Source organism: Dyadobacter sp. CY323 (assembly GCF_021390245.1).
Lineage (GTDB): Bacteria > Bacteroidota > Bacteroidia > Cytophagales > Spirosomataceae > Dyadobacter.
In genome coordinates this window covers 175,684-195,128 of the sequence record NZ_JAJUXH010000013.1, presented here as the reverse complement: position 1 = coordinate 195,128, position 19,445 = coordinate 175,684, and the positions used below count along the sequence as shown (strand labels likewise).

The 19,445-nt window shown below is 44.1% G+C and carries 21 protein-coding genes and 1 tRNA gene; 14 read left to right on the top strand and 8 right to left on the bottom strand.

The genetic code is table 11. The features are described 5' to 3' along the window. Nucleotides 1–54: 54 nt before the first annotated feature. On the bottom strand, nucleotides 55–864 hold the full coding sequence (locus tag LZG72_RS19485) for a helix-turn-helix domain-containing protein (protein WP_233876214.1): 810 nt from the start codon (nucleotides 862–864) through the stop codon (nucleotides 55–57). Further along, nucleotides 861–2,195 carry a DUF418 domain-containing protein gene (locus LZG72_RS19480; RefSeq protein ID WP_233876212.1) on the bottom strand — a complete coding sequence of 445 codons (1,335 nt, stop codon included), beginning with the start codon at nucleotides 2,193–2,195 and terminating at the stop codon, nucleotides 861–863. The genes LZG72_RS19485 and LZG72_RS19480 overlap by 4 nt, the downstream gene beginning before the upstream one ends. Before the next feature lie 61 nt (nucleotides 2,196–2,256). Between LZG72_RS19480 and LZG72_RS19475 the strand changes: the two genes are divergently transcribed. Then, nucleotides 2,257–2,757, top strand: a complete 501-nt coding sequence (locus LZG72_RS19475; RefSeq protein ID WP_233876210.1) for a DinB family protein — start codon at nucleotides 2,257–2,259, stop codon at nucleotides 2,755–2,757. Between the two features lie 26 nt (nucleotides 2,758–2,783). Here the strand turns inward: LZG72_RS19475 and LZG72_RS19470 are convergent, their stop codons facing one another. Beyond that, on the bottom strand, nucleotides 2,784–3,425 hold the full coding sequence (locus LZG72_RS19470) for an HAD family hydrolase (protein ID WP_233876208.1): 642 nt from the start codon (nucleotides 3,423–3,425) through the stop codon (nucleotides 2,784–2,786). A 170-nt stretch (nucleotides 3,426–3,595) separates the two neighbouring features. Here LZG72_RS19470 and LZG72_RS19465 point away from each other — a divergent pair, with 170 nt between their 5' ends. The 3 genes from LZG72_RS19465 (at nucleotide 3,596) to LZG72_RS19455 (ending at nucleotide 5,368) form a co-directional block, all read left to right on the top strand. Further along, nucleotides 3,596–3,850 (top strand): hypothetical protein, encoded by a 255-nt coding sequence (locus LZG72_RS19465; protein ID WP_233876206.1) that lies wholly within the window; start codon nucleotides 3,596–3,598, stop codon nucleotides 3,848–3,850. Continuing rightward, nucleotides 3,841–4,122 (top strand): type II toxin-antitoxin system RelE/ParE family toxin, encoded by a 282-nt coding sequence (locus tag LZG72_RS19460; protein WP_233876204.1) that lies wholly within the window; start codon nucleotides 3,841–3,843, stop codon nucleotides 4,120–4,122. The genes LZG72_RS19465 and LZG72_RS19460 overlap by 10 nt, the downstream gene beginning before the upstream one ends. Before the next feature lie 133 nt (nucleotides 4,123–4,255). Continuing rightward, the gene (locus tag LZG72_RS19455; protein WP_233876202.1) at nucleotides 4,256–5,368 is read left to right on the top strand and encodes a T9SS type A sorting domain-containing protein; all 1,113 of its coding nucleotides are present in this window, start codon (nucleotides 4,256–4,258) and stop codon (nucleotides 5,366–5,368) included. 56 nt (nucleotides 5,369–5,424) lie between these two features. Here LZG72_RS19455 and LZG72_RS19450 read toward each other — a convergent pair whose 3' ends face one another. Beyond that, nucleotides 5,425–5,670 (bottom strand): SymE family type I addiction module toxin, encoded by a 246-nt coding sequence (locus LZG72_RS19450; RefSeq protein ID WP_233876200.1) that lies wholly within the window; start codon nucleotides 5,668–5,670, stop codon nucleotides 5,425–5,427. A 301-nt stretch (nucleotides 5,671–5,971) separates the two neighbouring features. Between LZG72_RS19450 and LZG72_RS19445 the strand changes: the two genes are divergently transcribed. The 3 genes from LZG72_RS19445 to LZG72_RS19435 all read left to right on the top strand — a co-directional run bounded on the left by LZG72_RS19445 (nucleotide 5,972) and on the right by LZG72_RS19435 (nucleotide 6,784). Next, the gene (locus LZG72_RS19445; protein WP_233876198.1) at nucleotides 5,972–6,142 is read left to right on the top strand and encodes a DUF1778 domain-containing protein; all 171 of its coding nucleotides are present in this window, start codon (nucleotides 5,972–5,974) and stop codon (nucleotides 6,140–6,142) included. 79 nt (nucleotides 6,143–6,221) lie between these two features. After that, complete coding sequence (locus LZG72_RS19440) at nucleotides 6,222–6,515, top strand: hypothetical protein (protein WP_233876196.1); 294 nt, start codon at nucleotides 6,222–6,224, stop codon at nucleotides 6,513–6,515. Then, nucleotides 6,506–6,784, top strand: a complete 279-nt coding sequence (locus tag LZG72_RS19435; protein WP_233876194.1) for a type II toxin-antitoxin system RelE/ParE family toxin — start codon at nucleotides 6,506–6,508, stop codon at nucleotides 6,782–6,784. The genes LZG72_RS19440 and LZG72_RS19435 overlap by 10 nt, the downstream gene beginning before the upstream one ends. 32 nt (nucleotides 6,785–6,816) lie before the next feature. Here LZG72_RS19435 and LZG72_RS19430 read toward each other — a convergent pair whose 3' ends face one another. Further along, nucleotides 6,817–7,863 carry a serine hydrolase gene (locus tag LZG72_RS19430; protein WP_233876192.1) on the bottom strand — a complete coding sequence of 349 codons (1,047 nt, stop codon included), beginning with the start codon at nucleotides 7,861–7,863 and terminating at the stop codon, nucleotides 6,817–6,819. Between the two features lie 206 nt (nucleotides 7,864–8,069). Here LZG72_RS19430 and LZG72_RS19425 point away from each other — a divergent pair, with 206 nt between their 5' ends. Then, complete coding sequence (locus LZG72_RS19425; RefSeq protein WP_233876190.1) at nucleotides 8,070–10,118, top strand: beta-L-arabinofuranosidase domain-containing protein; 2,049 nt, start codon at nucleotides 8,070–8,072, stop codon at nucleotides 10,116–10,118. A gap of 34 nt (nucleotides 10,119–10,152) precedes the next feature. On the opposite strand, the gene LZG72_RS19420 is transcribed toward LZG72_RS19425, so the two are convergent. The 3 genes from LZG72_RS19420 to budA form a co-directional block, all read right to left on the bottom strand. Then, nucleotides 10,153–10,680: an REP-associated tyrosine transposase gene (locus tag LZG72_RS19420; protein ID WP_233876189.1), complete on the bottom strand. Its 528-nt coding sequence runs from the start codon at nucleotides 10,678–10,680 to the stop codon at nucleotides 10,153–10,155. Between the two features lie 150 nt (nucleotides 10,681–10,830). Then, the gene (locus tag LZG72_RS19415; RefSeq protein ID WP_233876187.1) at nucleotides 10,831–11,841 is read right to left on the bottom strand and encodes an alpha/beta hydrolase; all 1,011 of its coding nucleotides are present in this window, start codon (nucleotides 11,839–11,841) and stop codon (nucleotides 10,831–10,833) included. Nucleotides 11,842–11,880: 39 nt separating this feature from the next. Continuing rightward, nucleotides 11,881–12,705 carry an acetolactate decarboxylase gene (budA, locus tag LZG72_RS19410; RefSeq protein WP_233876185.1) on the bottom strand — a complete coding sequence of 275 codons (825 nt, stop codon included), beginning with the start codon at nucleotides 12,703–12,705 and terminating at the stop codon, nucleotides 11,881–11,883. 160 nt (nucleotides 12,706–12,865) lie between these two features. On the opposite strand from budA, the gene LZG72_RS19405 reads away from it, so the two are divergent. The 6 genes from LZG72_RS19405 (at nucleotide 12,866) to LZG72_RS19380 (ending at nucleotide 19,426) form a co-directional block, all read left to right on the top strand. Beyond that, a complete protein-coding gene (locus tag LZG72_RS19405) occupies nucleotides 12,866–14,074 on the top strand; it encodes a dipeptidase (protein WP_233876183.1) in 1,209 nt (402 codons plus the stop codon). 125 nt (nucleotides 14,075–14,199) lie between these two features. Further along, nucleotides 14,200–16,206 (top strand): 1,4-alpha-glucan branching protein GlgB, encoded by a 2,007-nt coding sequence (gene glgB, locus LZG72_RS19400; protein WP_233876181.1) that lies wholly within the window; start codon nucleotides 14,200–14,202, stop codon nucleotides 16,204–16,206. A gap of 90 nt (nucleotides 16,207–16,296) precedes the next feature. Then, nucleotides 16,297–16,944, top strand: a complete 648-nt coding sequence (locus tag LZG72_RS19395) for a hypothetical protein (protein ID WP_233876179.1) — start codon at nucleotides 16,297–16,299, stop codon at nucleotides 16,942–16,944. 18 nt (nucleotides 16,945–16,962) lie between these two features. Further along, on the top strand, nucleotides 16,963–17,634 hold the full coding sequence (locus LZG72_RS19390; RefSeq protein ID WP_233876178.1) for an NUDIX hydrolase: 672 nt from the start codon (nucleotides 16,963–16,965) through the stop codon (nucleotides 17,632–17,634). Nucleotides 17,635–17,726: 92 nt separating this feature from the next. Further along, nucleotides 17,727–17,801: transfer RNA gene (locus tag LZG72_RS19385), tRNA-Arg, on the top strand. 149 nt (nucleotides 17,802–17,950) lie between these two features. Beyond that, nucleotides 17,951–19,426 carry a tannase/feruloyl esterase family alpha/beta hydrolase gene (locus LZG72_RS19380; RefSeq protein ID WP_233876176.1) on the top strand — a complete coding sequence of 492 codons (1,476 nt, stop codon included), beginning with the start codon at nucleotides 17,951–17,953 and terminating at the stop codon, nucleotides 19,424–19,426. The last annotated feature ends 19 nt before the right edge of the window (nucleotides 19,427–19,445 follow it).

Below are 19,445 nucleotides of genomic sequence, written 5' to 3'. Positions count from 1 at the left end.
CAGACAAAAGTCGGACAGATGACTGGGAAGCCATTGTAAAAATCGGACAAATTGTTATTCAAATGCTTGCCCCGGAGTGGTCCCGTAAAATGTTTTGAACTCTTTTATAAAATGGGCCTGATCGTAGTAGTTGTCGAAAAACAGTTTCTGGGCTTTCAAGTTTTGCTGTGAAGGGTTGTCACGCAGGATGTTTTGAAAACGGACGATTTTACTAAAAGTTTTGGCGGAATCTCCCACATAAAATTGAAACAGCCGACGAAGTTGTCTTGGGCTGATGCCTGTGTCCAGATCCTTTTCAATATGAACTAACCCATTGTTTTTAAGGATAATAGAAACTGCATTGTACAAGCGGGGATCATTATACAGGTCCTTGCCAGCGAGTAATTTTAGAAAATATTGATCAAAATGAGCCTTGATTTCAGCAGCACCCGTTCCAACAGAAAAGCATTCGGTAATGAATCGCGCCATGCCGGGTAAAACTATATTCAGACTCTCGTAACGATTGCTCAACTCCGAGGCATCGATTTTGAAAAGCTGTGGAAACATAGTTGGCAAAAATCGGACACCAACGTAATTGAAGGTATTTTCCAGCAGGAATTCCGTGTAATTTTTGCAAAAACCCATTACATAACTTTCTTCCGGATTATTTAATTCAAAGAAAATATCAATGCATCCGTCGGCCACCACGCGGTAGTAGAAAGGCTCGTGGAGTGACTGCAATGTTTGCAGTTTCCAATAACAATAAATGTAGTTTTGAAGGGCCGGATCGGGTAAAAACTCCTGGTAAGTAACGTGTTCAGCCGATTCTTTTACAGTCGGCTGAATGGGGTTGTAAAGTTGTCTTATGTTTCCGGTAATGCTCAATGAACCAGTACTTTATCTTTTTTTCTGATTGGCTGTACATTCCAGTATGTCAGGCTTCGCCAGATCCATTCAAATGGACCAATACTGAAAAAACGTAGCCAGATGTAACTGAAAACGATGTTCAACGTCCACACGCATGGCACGATCAAATATAATTGATACCTGTCCAATTCATTGAAATAGTTAAATCCAAAACCATAAAAAATAAGACCGCAGGTGATATTTTGGAGCAGGTAATTGCTGAATGCCATTTGCCCGACTTTCGCCCAAATGTTGAATATCCAGCTGAAAAATCCGGATTTATAAAGTAGCATCAGCATTCCCAAATGCCCGATCGTGAGTCCAAGCCGGCGGATTTCATAGGTTTGTATCGGAATGCGTTCCAGATATTTGATCACATCAAAGCGGACGCTGACAGACGTTTTTATCTGAAAATAAATTAGCGGAAGAGCGACTGCATATCCCGCCAAGGCAAAAAGAAGGTAGAAATTCTGCGTCCGCTCTCCGGTGATGATTTTAAGCTGATAGAAAGCAATTCCGATGATCATGAAGATGAGACAATCGAGAAACCCGGACTGGTAGAAATCGCTGGATTCTAGATACGTATTGACGTCGGCGTAATGAGACCAGAGTGTCGCATATGTACCTTTCGTTTTTCTGATTTCCGCTGTTACCTGTTTTTTCTTGTTTTCAAGTTTTTGCCTTTCCTGAAATCCTTTCCATTTATCGACGATTTCTTTTTGCGCCAACGTCTGTTTTCCGGGAGGTAATTTCTTTTTTAAGATAGCCTCGGCCGCGATCTTATTCCTGAGCGGTTCATGTCGCTGGTAGCTGATTTTGGCTACAAAAAATAACATCAAAATCCCTGCGATTACGAACAGATGCCTCGGTTTGATATTTCTCAGGGGAAATAAAAATAATCCGCATACTGCGTAAGAATAAAGAATATCGCCCGGCCAGAGGATAATATATGCATCGATCAGCCCAAACAACAACATCCAGATCAACCGGCGGTAGTAAATCTCGGCGGCGCTGTCGATATGCATGTTTTTAGACAAACGAGTAGTGAGTAACACCATTCCTGCGCCGAACATCATGGAAAAAAGTCCCCGCATTGACCCTTCGAAGAACATCGTAATGATCCACCAGGCATAGAAGTTCGGGCCGGAATATTCGTTGCGGATGTTTAGATTAGAGACCGTTTCTTCGGGAAGAGCGAAGTAGGGAATATTCATTAAAAGAATTCCAAGTAGTGCAAATCCGCGTACTGCATCCAGCACGTGAATGCGCTCAACAGACCTAACTGATTGAACAAGAGTAGAGGTAGTCATAGAACAAGAGTTGGGGGGCGGGCACTGTTTTTTAGGTTAATATACTTAAAAACATATGCTTATGGAAAATTCAGCTTTTGTTAATTACTATATCAAGGAATTGGAGGCAGAATATACGTCTTCGAGGAAATGTATTGAACGGATTCCGGAAAGTTCTTATGATTTTAAGCCGCATCCATCGTCTATGGAATTGCGTTATTTAGTTTTGTTAACCGCGGACATCCCCCGGTGGATCACCTATATGATCAAGGAAGGTGAGGTGGATTTTGCAACTTACGAGCAATTTGAATGGAAAACGCCCGACGAGCTGACGAACCATTTTGACGAAGCCTTTAAAGAAGCAATCGAGTCACTGAAAAGCATTACCGATGAAGATCTCAAAGGTGATTTTCATCTGAAAAGGAATGGTGAAGTTTTGTTCACCCAATCCATATTCGAAGGCATTGGCTCGACGATCCACCACTGGGTGCATCACCGCGGGCAACTAACGGTTTATATGCGGATCAGTGAAATTCCGGTTCCGAGCATTTATGGCCCGTCCGCGGACGACAGAGTGTTTTAGAAAAAGTATATTAACCTACAATATGATCAGTTCGTCGGACCAAATCTGGCGAACTGTTCTTGTTTAAGATCTTCCAGGATCGCTTTGGTCGATTCAAAATCTTTATGCTGATACGCTCTCATGCCCAGACCTTTGGCAAGATTGGCAAACATAATCCGATCGTCAAAATAAACGCATTGACTCGGACTCGCCTGAGCGATACCCATTGCAAGCTCAAAGATTCGTGGATCAGGTTTGCGCATTTTCACCTCGCAAGATGAGATAAATGCATCGAAACAATTATGCAGTTTAAATTTCTGAACGCGATAGTCATTCAGTTCCTTGCCTTCATTATTGATCGAAATGATGCGAAAACCGCAATCTTTTTTCCATTCTTTAAGCCACGCCAGCATGCCCGGCAGCTCGACAGATTGAGAATAGATAAACTCCTTAAAATCCTCCCGAACAAAATCGCGCGGATGGTTAAAAACCACGGTATCAAGATATTGATCTAATGTAATGCTGCCAATTTCGTACACATTAAAAATGAAATTATGCAGCTGGTCCATTTCCCTGTAATCCAGCCCGAACTTTTCCGCCGCCAGAATTCGAGATTCATGCCCCCAGCCATTGCTGAGTAAGACGCCGCCGATGTCGAAGAAGAGGATTTTGAGGTCGTTGATTTGCATAGGTATTCGGTTAAAAACTAAATATAGTCCGACGATCGGAGATTCAAAAATTGTTAGTGCAAAATATGATCTTGTTGAATAAATTGATTTTATTTGTATTGAAATAAAGACAAACTCAATCGTTCCATAACATGATTAGTGACATTGTAAACAATTACGAGCGACTTGTTATGAATATCGGACAACTTATTGAGGTATCAGGCTATCGCAACGATTATATAGCCAAAAAGCTGGGGCTCACGAATGTGAATTTTTCAGCTAAAAAAAATCGCCGCACCTTTACTGTTGAGGAAGTTAAGAAAATTGCTTCTATCATTGATAATGAGGATGTTAATGACTTTTTGATGATGCAGGAGATGGATCTAAGAAAAGATGACGAAACCATAGGCCATGATGAGCTTTATAAACTCATGGGATGGAAATAAGCTACAAGAAGAAGTTCTTCAAGGATCTGAAAAACATTCCGGTCAAAGATCAGATAGCAATAAAATCTGTATTGGATTCGCTACGAAATGCTAAGAGTTTTGAATTGGCGCATGTAGATTATGCCAAGATGGAAGGGCAGAAGCCGGGACAAAATTATTATCGCATCAGAGTGGGAATATACCGCATTGGGGTTGAGTATGTCAAGCCCGATCTGATCGTTATTTTAGTAGCGACTCGAGGTACTATCTACAATGTCTTTCCGCCCATGTAACCAGGCAATTCTTCAAGCCAAAACTTTCTACAGGTAATATTGTGATTTTCAATTAAATTATAAGACTTTTTTAGTTTCGTAATAAATTTCTAAATTGTCACTAGTAAGTTAATAACCAACCATTTGCACACGCATGAAAAAAACGATACTTCTGCTATTTTTTCTTTTTTCTGTTACACAAATTTTTGCTCAGGCAATTCAGGGCACAATTAAAATGGGCTCGCACAGTAAGGAGGTTTACCTAACGATTCGCAACAACACGGCGTCTTCGATTACTGGTAATATTACAAAGCTACAATTTAGCTTGGCGATGACACTAGAGAATTATTTTACATCGCTTAAACTAACCGACTTTTCAATTCTTCCAAAACCGGCAACAGGAAGTTTTTCACAGTCTGCGTTCACACATATGTATGTTAACTATGCTGAGGCAGCCTGGACTGGATCTAAGTCGATCTCGCTTGCGCCGGGAGAAGAAATGAATTTGGCTAGTTTTGGTCTGAATGGCACACCCGCATGGGGACTTAGCAAAACTCCAACGCTTTATCTTATAAATTCTAGCTTTTATCATCCCATTCTGAAATGGTTGATTGAGGTGGATGGTGTTGATTACACAGTGGGAAGATATAAATATTACGATTCGGGTTCCGCTTCCTACATCAGCAATGAGATGGAGTATGGATCTGTCAATTTATCTACTTTTGGAATTGCCAACTTGCCGGTTACACTAGCTTCATTTGAGGGTACATCGCACGAGGGAGCGGCTCATCTCAGCTGGACGACCACGGACGAAAGTAATAGCAGTCATTTTGAAATTGAAAATAGTCTGAATGCAAAGGATTGGAAATTAGTGGGGCGAGTTACTTCAACTGGCGAGAGCGCAACTTTGCATAAATATTCATTTGTCCATTTACGACCTGCGCCGGGGAAAAATTACTATCGTCTTAAAATGGTCGATGAGGATGCCACATTCGCGTATTCCAAAATGGTCAGTCTTGATTTAAATGGTGGGTCGGAGGGCGGCATTTACCCCAATCCCGTGGCTGATCGATTGCTGTTTACGGAAAGCGATTTGGCTGACATTGCGAAAGTGCAGATTTTTCAAACTTCTGGAAAACTGGTTTCTGAATCAACTAAGGTTGACGAAGCCGGGATTGACGTTCGTCATCTTCCAGCTGGCTTGTTTGTTGTGAAAATGGAGAAATTGAATGGAGCTACTGTCCGTTATAAGATGATGAAAAAATAGATTTTGATTAAATCAAAAAACAAAAAAATGCCTCTGAAATCGTCAGAGGCATTTTTTTATAATGGTTGAATAATAAGCAGCTGATGCATGGTTGTAATCTTCACTTTTTCACCAAATTCAAAACCCAGATTTCGGAGCCATTCGCCGCAGAGCTTGATTTCCGGTATCGATTTCTCTTCGTATACATTGCGCCGTAACTTGGCCTGAATCGACAAACTGCGCACGTCGGGGCGTTTTGGTTTGAGGATTTTTGGTTTTGGGGCTGGTAAAGATTTTGCGGTTTTCGGTTTGTTGTTTCGCATATGCATTTTTGTTTTAATGTCTGACGGTGGTGCGAAACGACAAGAAAACCACTTGCAGAAACGGGACTTTCACCCGCCCTCCGCCAGACGATGTTTTTAAAAAGCAAGAGTAAATTAGTTTTCATATAAATACTGTTTCGCATCCGCAATGTAGGGAAGCGAAATTCATTTTTACGGTGAGCGTTGGTTTGGGTTTTCTGGCGGTGGGGATGGGTGAACTAACGGCGCAAAGTATTAGAAAACCATTTACCAACTTTGTCGCATTGAATATTTTAAGAGCAAGTAGTAATCAATCCGAATTATGAAACACGTAAATCCAAGGAATAATAAGATGGATAGTGATCTTATCTTGAAAACGATTGAGGACAAGGAGCTTTTCATAGAAACGATCCTGAACCCACCTGAGCCGAATGAGAAACTCAAACGCGCGTTTATGAGATACGGCGAAAAAATACAAAATAACAATCTGTAGACAAGATGATGATCACAAACTTTTATTAGTATTTTTGCCTAAAATAAATTAGCAAATTTTACTAATACAAATTATGGCGATGTTGAAAATTGTTGAGAACTATAAAGAATTAAGACAAAACATTGGTATGCTAATTAAGAAGTCAGGTTACAAAAATTCTTTTATAGCGGAGAAGCTGGGGATACCAACACCGAATTTCTCGGTGAAGAAAAAACGCGGAAGCTGGACGATCGAGGAGGTCGAAAAAATTCTTGGAATCATTGATAATGAGGAATTAGAAGATTTTTATCTGGGCAAGATTATGGAGGAGGTGGAAAAGGAAAACGAATACATGACCCTTGATGAATTTAAGAAGGGTATGGGATGGAAGTAATCCCATCCAAAAGATTTTTCAAAGAGCTGCGTAAATGCCCCAAACATATTCGGTCGCAAGCCATCGACCTAATCGATACTTTTGAAAATGCAAAGAGCATTGACGAAATTTCAGATATAAGAAAAATGGCAGGATATAAGAAATATTATCGTGTTCGAATCGGGGATTATCGCGTCGGGGTTAAGTTTGAGACTACTACGATAAAAATTCTCTATGTACTAACTGTTCAGCCGAGAGGCGATTTTTATAAGACTTTTCCGCCTGATTGAATTTTTAAAATTCTCCGTTTCCGGCAACTAATTCACTTCCCAAAATACCCCGTCACAACACCCTCAACCTGCACCACAACTTCCTTCAACTTCTCGTGGTCATTATTACAAAACAAGATCACCGTCTTATCCGCATCAATATATCTGATAAAATGCGTGCGGTAACCGGGGTTGTCGCCGCTGTGACGGACGACCTTTCCAAGCTTTTCATTTTGCTGCAGTTGCCAGCCAAAACCGTATTGTGATAATGATCCGTCGTTGAGTTTGGCGGGGGAAAATGCCTGCTGCAAAGTTTCGTTTTTCACCAGTTTGCCATTGTATAAGATGCGGTCCCATTTGAGGAGATCGCCGGAAGTGGAACTGACGCGGCCGGGACCTTTTCGATTACCGAGCCAGATCGCGTAATTGAACTGCGGAAACGAATCTGCCGGAATGTAGCGTTGCTTTTCTTTTACAAAAATGTGTCCCAGCGCCAGATCTTTCAGGTTTTTCTTTTCTTCCAATGTCCGGATATCTGTTTTTGTCATTTGATTTGGAATGAAAAATCGTTTCCGGCAGAAATCGATAAAATCTTCTCCAGAAACCTTCTCGAAAATGCTTGCCAGCAACATGTAACCTGTATTGCTGTACTCATATTTTGCGCCAGGCGTAAATCTTGCCTCGGGATGATACTGGATCAAATAAGCGACGTTATCTGCATTGCCAGCTACTTTTGATTTGTCCCAATATTTGTCCATTACTTCCTGATAATTAGGCAAACCGGATGTGTGATTAAGCAAATGCCGGATTGTGATGCCAGGGTAGGGCAGGTCGGGAATGTATTTGTTGAGCGAATCGTCGAATGCCAGTTTCCCTTCTTCAAATAATAGCATGATTGTCATTGCCGTGAACTGTTTGGAGACGGAAGCCACCTCAAAAATGTTTGTGGTCGCGAGCGGCTCTTTTGTCTCGAAGTTCTTGTATCCGAACGCTTTATGATAAACCGGCACACCTTTGTCGGCAACCAGCAACACGCCGCTATAATCGGGAACGGATTTGAAAACGGCGTCCAGACTTTCTTCCAGGTTTGGTTTTGACATTTTAGCATTTCGGCAGGAAGCCATTAGTGATGAACAAATTAGCACACACAGGTAGAAAAAGGCGCTTTTTGGAGTTTTTAGGATCATTGGGTCAGGTTTTGTCGATGAATCTAACCATTATGGCTTCAAGTAAAAAAAGTTGTTAAAAATCTTTCTTTTTTTGATAGAGATTACTACGAAAACGACAAAGATTAATACAGATAATCATGCATAGCCAACCCAATTTGACCAAAAATCTTGCTTCACTGATTGTTTTGTTAAGTGTGTTTTGCGGTTTTTCATTTGGCCAAAAAGCTCCGGCGCAAGCCAAGGCGGAACAACCTTACTATTTGATTCCACTGGGCTCCATTACTCCAAAAGGCTGGCTGCGGGATCAGCTGGTGATCATGAAAAATGGTACTACGGGGCATTTGGATGAGGTTTATGCGAAAGTGAAAAATGATAACGGTTGGCTGGGTGGGAAAGGTGATGGCTGGGAGGAAACGCCATACTGGCTCGATGGCGCGGTTCCGCTGGCGTATTTGCTGGATGATCAGGAAATGAAGGATAAGGTTTTGAAATACATTAACTGGACGATCGACCACCAGCGTCCGTCCGGCTATTTTGGGCCGATTACCAAAGACGAGCGCGAGAAAAACATTCAGATCACTCCCGATAATTGTGCCTCGGGCGAAGACTGGTGGCCGAAAATGGTGATGCTCAAAGTGATACAGCAATATTACCAGGCGACGAATGACAAGCGGGTTGTTCCGTTTATGACGAAATATTTTAAATATCAATCTGCTGCATTGAAAAATTGTCCGCTCGGAAAATGGACGGAATGGGCACAGTCCCGGGGTGCGGATAATGTCATGATGGCGCAGTGGCTTTATGGAATTACAAAGGATAAATCACTTTTGGAACTAGCCTCGCAAATTGAATCTCAGGCATTTCCGTGGAGCAATTTGCTTGGAAACCGGGATTGGGTAATGAATGCAGCTGCCCAGCAAAATAAGGAAAATTGGATGCAACGTCATGCTGTAAACGTTGGGATGGCGCTCAAATCTCCGGCGGTAAATTACCAGCGAACGAAGGATGAAAAGTATCTGAAATACCTCAAAACAGGATTCACCGACCTGATGAATTTGCATGGTTTGCCAATGGGGATTTTCTCGGGCGATGAGGATTTGCATGGTAACGCACCGACGCAGGGTGTGGAACTCTGCGCGATTGCTGAGGCGATGTATTCGCTGGAAGAAATCATCGCCATTACCGGGGATACATATTATATGGATGCGCTGGAACGAATGACCTTCAATGCATTACCAACTCAGACGACGGACGATTACAATGCAAAACAATATTTTCAAATTGCCAATCAGGTGCAGATTAGTCGGGGCGTTTTTGATTTTTCACTGCCATTTGACCGGGAAATGAACAATGTGCTCGGGATGCGAAGTGGGTACACGTGCTGCCTGGCGAATATGCACCAGAGTTGGACGAAGTTCGCGAGCCATTTGTGGTATGGCACTCCGGACAAAGGTTTAGCAGCTCTGGAATATAGTCCGAATGAGATTAAGGCGAAGGTTGGAGCGGCCGGGACGGAGGTGACGATTAATGAAAAAACAAACTATCCGTTTGAAGATCAGATCCATTTTGAGCTTCATGCTGGGAAAGATGTGTCATTTCCATTGCAGCTGAGAATTCCGTCATGGTGCAAAGAGGCGGTTGTTTCGTTAAATGGAAAGGAGTTGCAGAGAGAAAAAGGCGGTCAGGTCATCACCATTCAGAGAGTTTGGAAAAGTGGCGATAAGCTGGATCTGCATTTGCCCATGGAAGTTTCGACTTCCAATTGGGGCAAAAATTCAAGATCTATCGAACGTGGACCGCTGGTGTATGCATTGAAATTGGAAGAAAAATGGGAAAAGGAAACGCAAAAGGAGGAAGGTGAATATTTTAATGTATTTCCAAAATCGGACTGGAATTATGGGCTTTTACAGGACATTATCAAAGAACCAACAACTCACTTGAAGGTGAATGTAGTGAAGCCGGTTTCAGAAAATTTCGTCTGGAACCTGGCCCACGCGCCGATTGAAATTACCGCTTCTGCCAAGAAAATACCGAATTGGAAGGTTGTGGATGGTGTGGCCAGGCAGCCGGTGACGGATCGGGAAGGGATTTATAAAGGGGAAGTGAGTCCGACGGTGGAGAAGATCACGTTGGTTCCTTATGGGTTTACGAAAGTGCGGATTGTGGCGTTTCCGGTTGTGAAATAATAATCGGCACGAAGGGGACCTTCGCGCCCACACTTCAAAATGACAATTTCAATTCTGTCTTCGGATTAGCACTACTGTATATGTAATGCTCCGGCTCGCTCACAATACCCGCCTTCACCGGATTGTTCAAAATATATCTGGTCTTTTGCAGCATAAAACGATTTGACTCCAGCCAAACCGGATGATTAGTATGTTGCCAGAACTGGAATTCACATTTCGGACTCGATCCTTTTGCAAAATACCGGAACATATATAACATCCACTCCTTCCTACTTTCATAAGGATTTTCGGCAATTTGTCTGATAATCTCTTTGGTGGTAAAACTTTTGAAATCCCTGATAATCCTTCCTACTTCTCCATCTTCCGCGGAGCAAATCAAATGGATATGATTTGACATAATGCAGAAATGGTAAACTTCAAGTCCCTTGTTGTCAATGCAGTAATTGAGGTTTTTGATGATTTCGTCGGCGTATTTTTTTCTTGTGAAAACGTCAATCCAGCCTACGACTGTCATGGTAACGAAGAAGAGGCCGTGTTTGTGGAATTTGTACTTTTCTGACATGGGATAGTGTTTCTTCTTTTGACGGAAGAGTGTCCGGAAAGTAACGGGGTTCGTTGGTTTTTTTTCTGGCTGGGTATTCATCGGCCGGAGGCCTTACCATATTTGGCATGAAGGTGACCTTCTTGCCAACTCGGGGGCCTTCGCGACCACTTATCTGACCGTCCTTTTCGCCCAATTGAAAATCGTCGAATAAACGTCATCCCGGACCGGCTTTTTGGAAAGAATCAGATCATGCATTCCGCCTTGCACTGCCTGAATGCTATATTGACCGATAATATTCCTGGCTTGTGTGTCGACTGCCGCTACGTCCAGAATCGCGTCGCCAGTGAACATGATGTCGCTCCATTTCTTTTCCTCGATCGATTTGGCGGCGTGAAGTACCAATACCGGTTTGTTGATCTGCAAACCCTGCGTGACCTTTTCCTGAGCCAGCGTTACCGCCCGCACCCAGCCATAGTTGACCGGCGGCGCAATGTGTGGTTTGTAACCCAGACTGTACGCCCATTCACCATGCGCATCTTTGTGCAAACTTTCGCCATAAAGCGGATTCAGACCCAGGTCAATGCTCGTATCGGGATGCTTTTCGGCGCGTTTAACGATCAGCGGCAATGCTGTTTTTTTAAGGCCGGATTTGATGTTTAATGAAAACAATGGGCTATTGAGCAACACGGCATCAAACAACTCCTTTCCACCGCGTGCATCTGCATAAAGCGAAACAATCAGTCCGCCGAGCGAATGTCCGCTCAGCAAAACCTTGTCAGAACCTTCACTTTTTATGAGGGCGAGTGCCGTATCCAGGTCGGGATAGTATTCCGATAAGTCTCTCACATTGTTGATCTTCTGGCTGGACAGCCATGATCTGCCGTACTTTCTGAGATCGATCGCGTAGAAATTGTAGCCTTCTTTTATGAACCGTTCGGCCATTTCTTCCTGAAAAAAGTAGTCGTTAAATCCGTGAACATACAATACGGCTTTGTCGCTTTTTTCAGGTGTTTGTTTTCGGATAATCGTGCAGGTGACGCTTCCCTCGTAATCCGGCTGCTGCACGATGGTTGCTTGTTTGAAACCCTTTCCCAGAATGTCGGCGAAATAAGTCACCTGGCCAAACGTGTGATTTTGGAGACAGACCAGTAAAATCAGAAGATGAGACAGAGTTTTCATTGATTTAATGCGCAAACAATCTCAAATATAGCAAACCCGCTACTCTATTTTCTTCAATTCTTCGCCGCGGTCTGGTTTTAAATTCACTTTTTGGAATTCCTCGTTGGTATTGTTTTCAATCACAAAACCTTTGGCGTAATCAATTTCAATGGTCACGGCAGCAGTGGTGAAGCCAAAAATATGGCCGCCGGACTTGTGGTCATCCGCCAGATAATGCAAATGGAATCCCGGCACATTTGTTCTGGCCAGATATGGCGGGAGCAAAAAACCATCACAAATGCCTTTGGTATTTTTCAGGTTAAAAACGACCTGATTTACCTTCAAATGTTCACTTAATGTCTGGTAGGGAGGTTTTGCGGGTTTTTCAGCACGTGTTGTCATTGTTGTAAAATCGCCCGAAATTCTCAGCGCATAAATCGCGTTGGGATTAAGAACATGAACCAGGTGTTCCTGGACTTTTTCATATGTAAGATCTGCACCGGACATTGTTATCGTCGTGTCGGCTTTAAAAAACTTGACGAATGCCGCCGAAGTACTGTCTGAATCCGCTACTTCTTTCACCGAACCGTCGTAAAGTACTTTATATACGAGTCCCTGATCCATAATTAGCTCACCATCAACTCTATTAAAAGTCCCGACACCGAAATCTCCTTTTCTTTTAAGCTCGCCAATTGTTAAATCTCCATCAAAAACCCCCGCCATTAATGCATCGATGATCGAATATTGATACATGAAATCCTGAGATTTGAGCGGATTTCCAGATTGGTCCGCATCCTTTTTAACAGATCTGCAACTGACAAGGAAAAGGATCAGGAACGTGAGTTTTGAAGTAGATTGAACTGTTCGGAGTAATAATGGAGGCATTATAGAATGGGATTAAACTGAATTCTCAAAAGTAGGCGATTGTTCTTAATATTTAGGAGAAAAGAAAGGAAAGGCGCCCCGCAGTTGACATTCCAGAAAAAAAAGGCCAATTTAAAAATATAATCTCCTTGTACCTGTGACCTAACACTTATCTGTAAGAATGAAAAAGCTTGTACTCCTATTATCATTGCCACTATTCGCGCTCGGACAAAATGCGCCGGCGAAGATGTCTTCCAAAGCCGCTAAAATCCATGAAAAAGCGCTGACAATTGATACCCATGCGGATGTGCCTATCAATATGATGAAGCCTGGATTCGACATTGCCGTTGAGCATGATTTTGTGAAAGATCAGTCGCAAATTGATTTTCCGAGGATGGTGAAAGGCGGAATGGACGGGATGTTCTTTGCGGTGTATCTGGGGCAGGGTAAACGGACGGTTGAAGCTAATGCAGCGGCGAAAAAGGATGCCCTCGCCATTTTTGATAAAATACATGAAACCGCAAAGCTGCACCCTGAGCTCTGCGCCATTGCCACGACCTCAAAAGATGCTTACCGGCTCCAAAAAGAAGGAAAACGCGCCATGTTCATTGGTATGGAAAATGGCTGGCCTATCGGGAAAGACATTTCCAATATCAAAATGTTCTATGATCTGGGACTTCGGTATGTGACACTTTCGCATTCACTAAATAACGATATCTGCGATTCCTCGACGGATGGCGACGGGCCGGAACACAATGGTTTGAGTGCATTTGGCGAGCAGGTTGTGAAGGAAATGAACCGGCTGGGGGTAATGGTTGATATTTCCCACGTTTCTGATTCGACGTTTTACGAAGTGATCAAGCTTACAAAAGCGCCGGTAATCGCCTCGCATTCATCATGCCGCGCACTTTGCGATGTGCCGCGGAATATGACGGATGATATGATCAAAACGCTCGCCAAAAATGGCGGAGTGATCCAGATCAACTTTGTGCCGAGTTTTGTCAAAAAACCATCTCAGCCGCACGAAATGTCATTAAAAGCACTGCGCCTGAAAATCCGCCAGACGGATCTTTCGGATGCCGACAAAAAAGCGTTACGCGATGAAATGAAGGCGATTGATGAAAAATATAAATCCGATATGCCGACGTTGCAGGATGCTGTAAATCACATTGAACACGTGATCAAACTGACGAGCGTGGATCATGTAGGGATAGGAATGGACCTGGATGGGGGAGGTGAGGTGATCGGCCTGACGGACGTAAGCCAGATCGGCGGGATTACGGAGGAATTAGTAAAAAGAGGTTATTCCGCAAAAGACATTGAGAAGATTTGGGGCGGCAATATCATGCGTGTTCTGGATCAGGTTGAGAAGGCTGCGGGAGCAATGTAGCCCGGTTTTTTGGAGTGTTGAAATAGAGAAAACCTTCAAAAAAATATATACATTTTGAGAAATAGTTTAATAAAAATATAAATCTTACATCCTCATACAGATTAACATTAATTGCAAAAAAACAAATGGCTAAGTCAACTGGTAAGAAAAATTCGAAGTCAGCGAGCGATCCGATTGAAGGTGAAGTGCAAAATGTTGAGGATCAGACATTGAATGCGGTTGAAGCAGTTAGCCGTTTTACCGATTTTGATATACACCTCTTCCGTCAGGGAAAGCATTACAAGCTTTATGAGAAGATGGGTTCTCATGTGATGGACTATAAAGGCGTTGTGGGAACCTACTTTGCGGTATGGGCACCGAATGCAACTTACATCTCAGTGACGGGAAATTTTAATGGCTGGAACCCGAATGGTCACCCGCTCGCATCGCGCTGGGACAGTTCGGGGATTTGGGAGGGCTGGATTCCTCATGTGGGTGTCGGTGAGGTGTATAAATACTACATTGTTTCCCAGGACGGCCAGCATATGGAAAAATCGGACCCGTTTGCATTATGGTGCGAATTGGCTCCGAAAACGGCTTCGATTGTTTGGGATACCTGGTACGAATGGGAGGATACCGAATGGATGAAGCTGCGTAAGGAAAAAAACAAGTTGAATGCGCCTGTCTCGGTCTACGAGGTGCATTTAGGTTCCTGGCAACGCGACCCTTCTGATCCTGAAAGATATCTTACTTATAAGGAAATAGCCGTGGGGCTGGTACCTTATGTAAAGGAAATGGGCTTTACACACGTGGAGCTCATGCCGATTATGGAACATCCGTACGCGCCGTCGTGGGGTTATCAGATCACCGGGTACTTTTCGGTAGCATCGAGAATGGGCACGCCGCAGGAATTGATGTACCTGATCGACCAACTTCATCAGGCCGGGATCGGCGTTTACATGGACTGGGTACCTTCGCATTTCCCCGGTGATGCTCATGGTTTGTTCCGGTTTGACGGTACTGCATTGTATGAGCACGCAGATCCGAGAAAAGGCTACCATCCTGACTGGAAAAGCTATATTTTTAATTATGGAAGAAACGAGGTCCGCTCATTCCTGATCAGCAATGCGCTTTTCTGGCTGGATCGTTATCATACGGATGGTTTGCGGGTAGATGCCGTGGCGTCGATGTTGTATCTGGATTATTCCAGAAAACACGGAGAATGGATACCGAACGAGTTTGGGGGAAGAGAAAATCTGGAAGCCATTTCCCTTTTGCGGGAAATGAATGTAGCTGCGTATACGGCGTTTCCTGATATTCAGACCATTGCGGAGGAGTCTACTGCATTTCCCGGCGTGTCGCGGCCGGTGTACGTGGGCGGACTTGGTTTTGGGATGAAATGGATGATGGGTTGGATGAACGATACCCTGAAATATTTTCAGCTGGATGCGGCATTTCGGAAATGGCACCAGGATCAGCTGACTTTCAGTCTGGTATATGCGTTTTCGGAGAACTTCATGCTGCCGCTTTCGCACGATGAAGTGGTTTATGGCAAAAAGTCTTTGATCAATAAAATGCCGGGCGATCCCTGGCAGAAGTTTGCGAACCTGCGTGTGATGTTTGCCTACATGTTTACGCATCCCGGGACGAAACTGATTTTTATGGGTGGTGAATTCGGGCAGACATCCGAGTGGAACTTCCAGCAAAGTTTGGACTGGCATTTGCTAAAATTACCGGCACACATCGGCTTGAAAGAATGCGTAAAAGCACTCAACAACCTTTATCGGACCGAGCCGGCGATGTTCGATTTTTCATTCTCGCATGATGGTTTTGAATGGATCGATACCCAGGACCGTGAAAATTCGGTACTGGTTTACGCAAGAAAATCGCTGGATCCCGAACTGAACCTGATCGTCGTGCTGAACCTGACACCCATTCCGCGGATCGGATATCGCGTAGGCGTGATCTCGGAAGGAGACTGGCAGGAGATATTCAATTCCGATGCTGAAATTTTCGGTGGCAGCGGTGTCATCAATTACCATCCGGTGGCAGCGGAAAACCACCAGTGGCACGGAAGAGCTCAGTCACTAAAACTGGACTTGCCGCCAACGGGTGCCGTTGTATTAAAGAAAACGAACAAAAAAATAAGTTGATGTCGCAAAACAGTACATTTCTTTACCTTTGCCCGTCACATTATTAAGAATCAAATGAGGAGGATCCGTATCACAGTACTTTTTGTTTTTTTGAGTTCAGTCACAGCATTTTCACAAAGTCTTTCACGTGTTACATCCGGCATTGATCTCGGGGTTGGGTATCTGGACAAAGTTTGGGTCCCCTCAGTACTTTACCACCAGGAATTGAGCCTCACAAATTTTCCCTGGTTCAGGATCGGCTGGGGGGTGAGGGCATGGGGTTACTATGCGGGCAGGACCGACCTGGCTCCTAAAAATAACGCACTTTCCGGCGATACTTTGAAGTTCGGACGCGTTTCGAGCAATGGAGCGAGCTTCGTTCTCGGTGCTAATTTCCGCGTGTGGAAGTTTGATATCGGTGCGAATACGGATCTTTTCGGCGTTGCATTTGGGGTTAAAAGAAAAGGCCTGTATACCAAATCGACACTTTTTGATGGAGAAGGGTCTAAGTATTATAACGACTATGTGCCTAGCAATCCGAGTACCATCAATCTGCTCCCGCTGGCCCTGGACAAACAAAACGGACAGTCGGAATTGTTCTTACGATATTGGTTTACAGATCGCATTGCGTTGAAACTCGGCTATACTTATGGCAGAATTACCTATGCGACGGCAGAAAAGCTGGACAATGGGCAAAAGCGCTTTTCCAAAACGTTTGGCGTGCCATATGCGGCATTATCATTCCCGTTTTACAATTGATCCTTAATTAGAGGCCTGATGAAGGAAAAATTGCTCGATTCCCACAAATACAATTTGTGGAAAAACAATCTTGAAAAGAACGGACTTGAAATCCACCGTATCGACGAGCTTTATACCCGTTATAATGGTAAAGGAGAAGTCCTTTTTTCGCTCCTGTATACGGATGCTACAACGCCTGAGGGTAACAAAATTCCACCCATTTGCTTTCTGAAAGGCGAGGTTGTAAGTGTCCTGATTTGCTTTCTTGATTCAATCACTAAAGAAAAATTCCTTCTGCTGGTCCAGCAGCGCCGGATTTGTGACGGTTCCATGACTTACGAACATCCCGCTGGAATGCTCGACAGCGAAAGTGACGCGGCCGCTGTTGCCGCCCGTGAGGTGTTTGAAGAAACGGGGATAGCAGTTGATGTTTCACAGTTGGTAAAAGTCAATGACACGCCATATTTTCCTTCAACCGGCACAAGCGACGAGGCGATGTACATGTTTTACTGTGAGCTTGAACTTACGACGGCGGAAATCAACAGTTATCATAACAAAGTTCAGGGGCTTGTATCCGACCACGAATACATCAATACGTTTGTAGTCCCATTTGCGGAAGGACATCGCCTGATTACCAACGTAAACGGTGTGCTGCTCGATTATTTATATTTGAAAGACGTTGGTGACTGGGATTTGCTTAAAGAACTTTAAGCATAAAACGAGGTAAAAAAATCCAGATTTTTTCGCTCTTACTGCTCTAAAATCAAAATAGAGGCTATATTTGCACCCCGTTACCGAAAGAAGCGCCCGTAGTTCAATGGATAGAATTGTGGTTTCCGGTACCACCGATAGGGGTTCGAATCCCTTCGGGCGCACCAGACGAGACAAGGCCGGATTTTCTGGATTTGTCTCGTTTTTTTATTCCCTGTAAGTCTGCCCAGATCAAGGGAAGTTGAGTATTTTCCATCAGTGGCCCAGGCTTTTGACTACAAGAATTAGAAAGACAGAATGATAAAACAAATCACTTATGAGAAAATGTTACGTCTTCTTCGCCCTCATTTTGGTTGCTAACATTGCCTGGGCGCAGCATGTAAAACCTTGCAAACCTTGCGGGGAGTTGAAAAACCTTCAACTTCCGGATGTTACGATTTTGGTCGCTGAGGCCAATGCCGGGGACACGATCAGTAATCCAGATGAGACCTGGCGCGGAACTATCATTATCAAGAAGCCTTTTTGCCGCATTCTGGGTAGGATAAGCAAGGAAATCAATTTTGAGTTATTGTTGCCCGACGAAAGTAACACGCGGTTTCTGATGTCGGGAGGAGGCGGTTTTGTGGGGACCATTCAAAATGATTTTCAGAGGAAGGTCGACGAGGGATTTGCGACCGCAGGCACTGACACAGGCCACGAAGGAGGAGCCGATGCCAAATGGGCGTACAATAACATGGAGCGACAGCTCAATTTCGGTCGGCTAGCCATTCATCGTACCGCCGTGGTTTCGAAAGCCATTATGCAAAATTATTATTGCGCGGCACCTTCCAAATCGTATTTTGTCGGTTGCTCGCGCGGAGGCGGACAGGCGATGGTGGAGGCCCAGTATTATCCTGAGGACTTTGACGGGATCGTGGCCGGGGCGCCCGCATTTGCATGGCCGGCAATAGGGGCGAAATTCCTGCAGCATAGTCAATACAATTATCCGGATCCCAAAGAGCTGAGGCCAATCATTACAAAAGATAACCTCAAACTTTTGCAAACCGAAGTGCTGAAACAATGCGACCAACTCGACGGTGCGGCTGACGGGATCTTAGGTAACCCAGGTAAATGCAAGTTCGATTTTTCTAAATTACCGGTGTGCGCCAATGAAAAGCCGGGAAACGCATGTTTTACAAAAGCGCAGCTCGTGGCGATCAAGTCAGTTTACGGTCCGCTGGTTGTGGATGGCAAACAGATTTACCCCGGTTTCCCATTTGGCGCAGAAGCCGAAGATGCTTCCTGGGATCCGTGGATTACCGGGTCAAGTTCTTACCAGCACAAGGAACCCAGCCTGCATTACATGTTTTCCACGAACATTTATAAGTATCTGATCTTCAATGATTCAACCTTTGATTATTCAAAATACACCTTCAAAAATTTTACCGCGCAAACGGCCTTTGCTTCATCTTATCTGGATGCCACCAGTACCGATTACAGTGCGTTCAAAAAACGAAATGGCAAAATCATCTTTTTCCATGGCTGGAATGATGCCGCGCTCTCGGCAAACGCGACCATTGAGCATTACAATGGGATATTAAAAGCCGACAAAGACGCGCAATCCTTCGCAAGATTGTTCCTCCTTCCGGGCGTTTTGCATTGTGGCGGCGGCCCGGGCTGTGACAATGTAGATTGGGTCAGCCTGATCATTGATTGGGTAGAAAAGTCAAAAGCCCCTGATCAGGTTGTGGCTTCGAAGGGGGCGGGTGGGAAGGTTGCTACTAAGAATATTTTGGCTTATCCGAAGGAGTAGGTAAAAACGCTATCTCTCA

Coding starts and splice junctions, on each gene's coding strand:
- LZG72_RS19480 (WP_233876212.1), bottom strand. CDS start 2,195: ATGACTACCTCTACTCTTGTTCAATCAGTTAGGTCTGTTGAGCGCATT.
- LZG72_RS19475 (WP_233876210.1), top strand. CDS start 2,257: ATGGAAAATTCAGCTTTTGTTAATTACTATATCAAGGAATTGGAGGCA.
- LZG72_RS19470 (WP_233876208.1), bottom strand. CDS start 3,425: ATGCAAATCAACGACCTCAAAATCCTCTTCTTCGACATCGGCGGCGTC.
- LZG72_RS19465 (WP_233876206.1), top strand. CDS start 3,596: ATGAATATCGGACAACTTATTGAGGTATCAGGCTATCGCAACGATTAT.
- LZG72_RS19460 (WP_233876204.1), top strand. CDS start 3,841: ATGGAAATAAGCTACAAGAAGAAGTTCTTCAAGGATCTGAAAAACATT.
- LZG72_RS19455 (WP_233876202.1), top strand. CDS start 4,256: ATGAAAAAAACGATACTTCTGCTATTTTTTCTTTTTTCTGTTACACAA.
- LZG72_RS19450 (WP_233876200.1), bottom strand. CDS start 5,670: ATGCGAAACAACAAACCGAAAACCGCAAAATCTTTACCAGCCCCAAAA.
- LZG72_RS19445 (WP_233876198.1), top strand. CDS start 5,972: ATGAAACACGTAAATCCAAGGAATAATAAGATGGATAGTGATCTTATC.
- LZG72_RS19440 (WP_233876196.1), top strand. CDS start 6,222: ATGTTGAAAATTGTTGAGAACTATAAAGAATTAAGACAAAACATTGGT.
- LZG72_RS19435 (WP_233876194.1), top strand. CDS start 6,506: ATGGAAGTAATCCCATCCAAAAGATTTTTCAAAGAGCTGCGTAAATGC.
- LZG72_RS19430 (WP_233876192.1), bottom strand. CDS start 7,863: ATGTCAAAACCAAACCTGGAAGAAAGTCTGGACGCCGTTTTCAAATCC.
- LZG72_RS19425 (WP_233876190.1), top strand. CDS start 8,070: ATGCATAGCCAACCCAATTTGACCAAAAATCTTGCTTCACTGATTGTT.
- LZG72_RS19420 (WP_233876189.1), bottom strand. CDS start 10,680: ATGTCAGAAAAGTACAAATTCCACAAACACGGCCTCTTCTTCGTTACC.
- LZG72_RS19415 (WP_233876187.1), bottom strand. CDS start 11,841: ATGAAAACTCTGTCTCATCTTCTGATTTTACTGGTCTGTCTCCAAAAT.
- budA (WP_233876185.1), bottom strand. CDS start 12,705: ATGCCTCCATTATTACTCCGAACAGTTCAATCTACTTCAAAACTCACG.
- LZG72_RS19405 (WP_233876183.1), top strand. CDS start 12,866: ATGAAAAAGCTTGTACTCCTATTATCATTGCCACTATTCGCGCTCGGA.
- glgB (WP_233876181.1), top strand. CDS start 14,200: ATGGCTAAGTCAACTGGTAAGAAAAATTCGAAGTCAGCGAGCGATCCG.
- LZG72_RS19390 (WP_233876178.1), top strand. CDS start 16,963: ATGAAGGAAAAATTGCTCGATTCCCACAAATACAATTTGTGGAAAAAC.
- LZG72_RS19380 (WP_233876176.1), top strand. CDS start 17,951: ATGAGAAAATGTTACGTCTTCTTCGCCCTCATTTTGGTTGCTAACATT.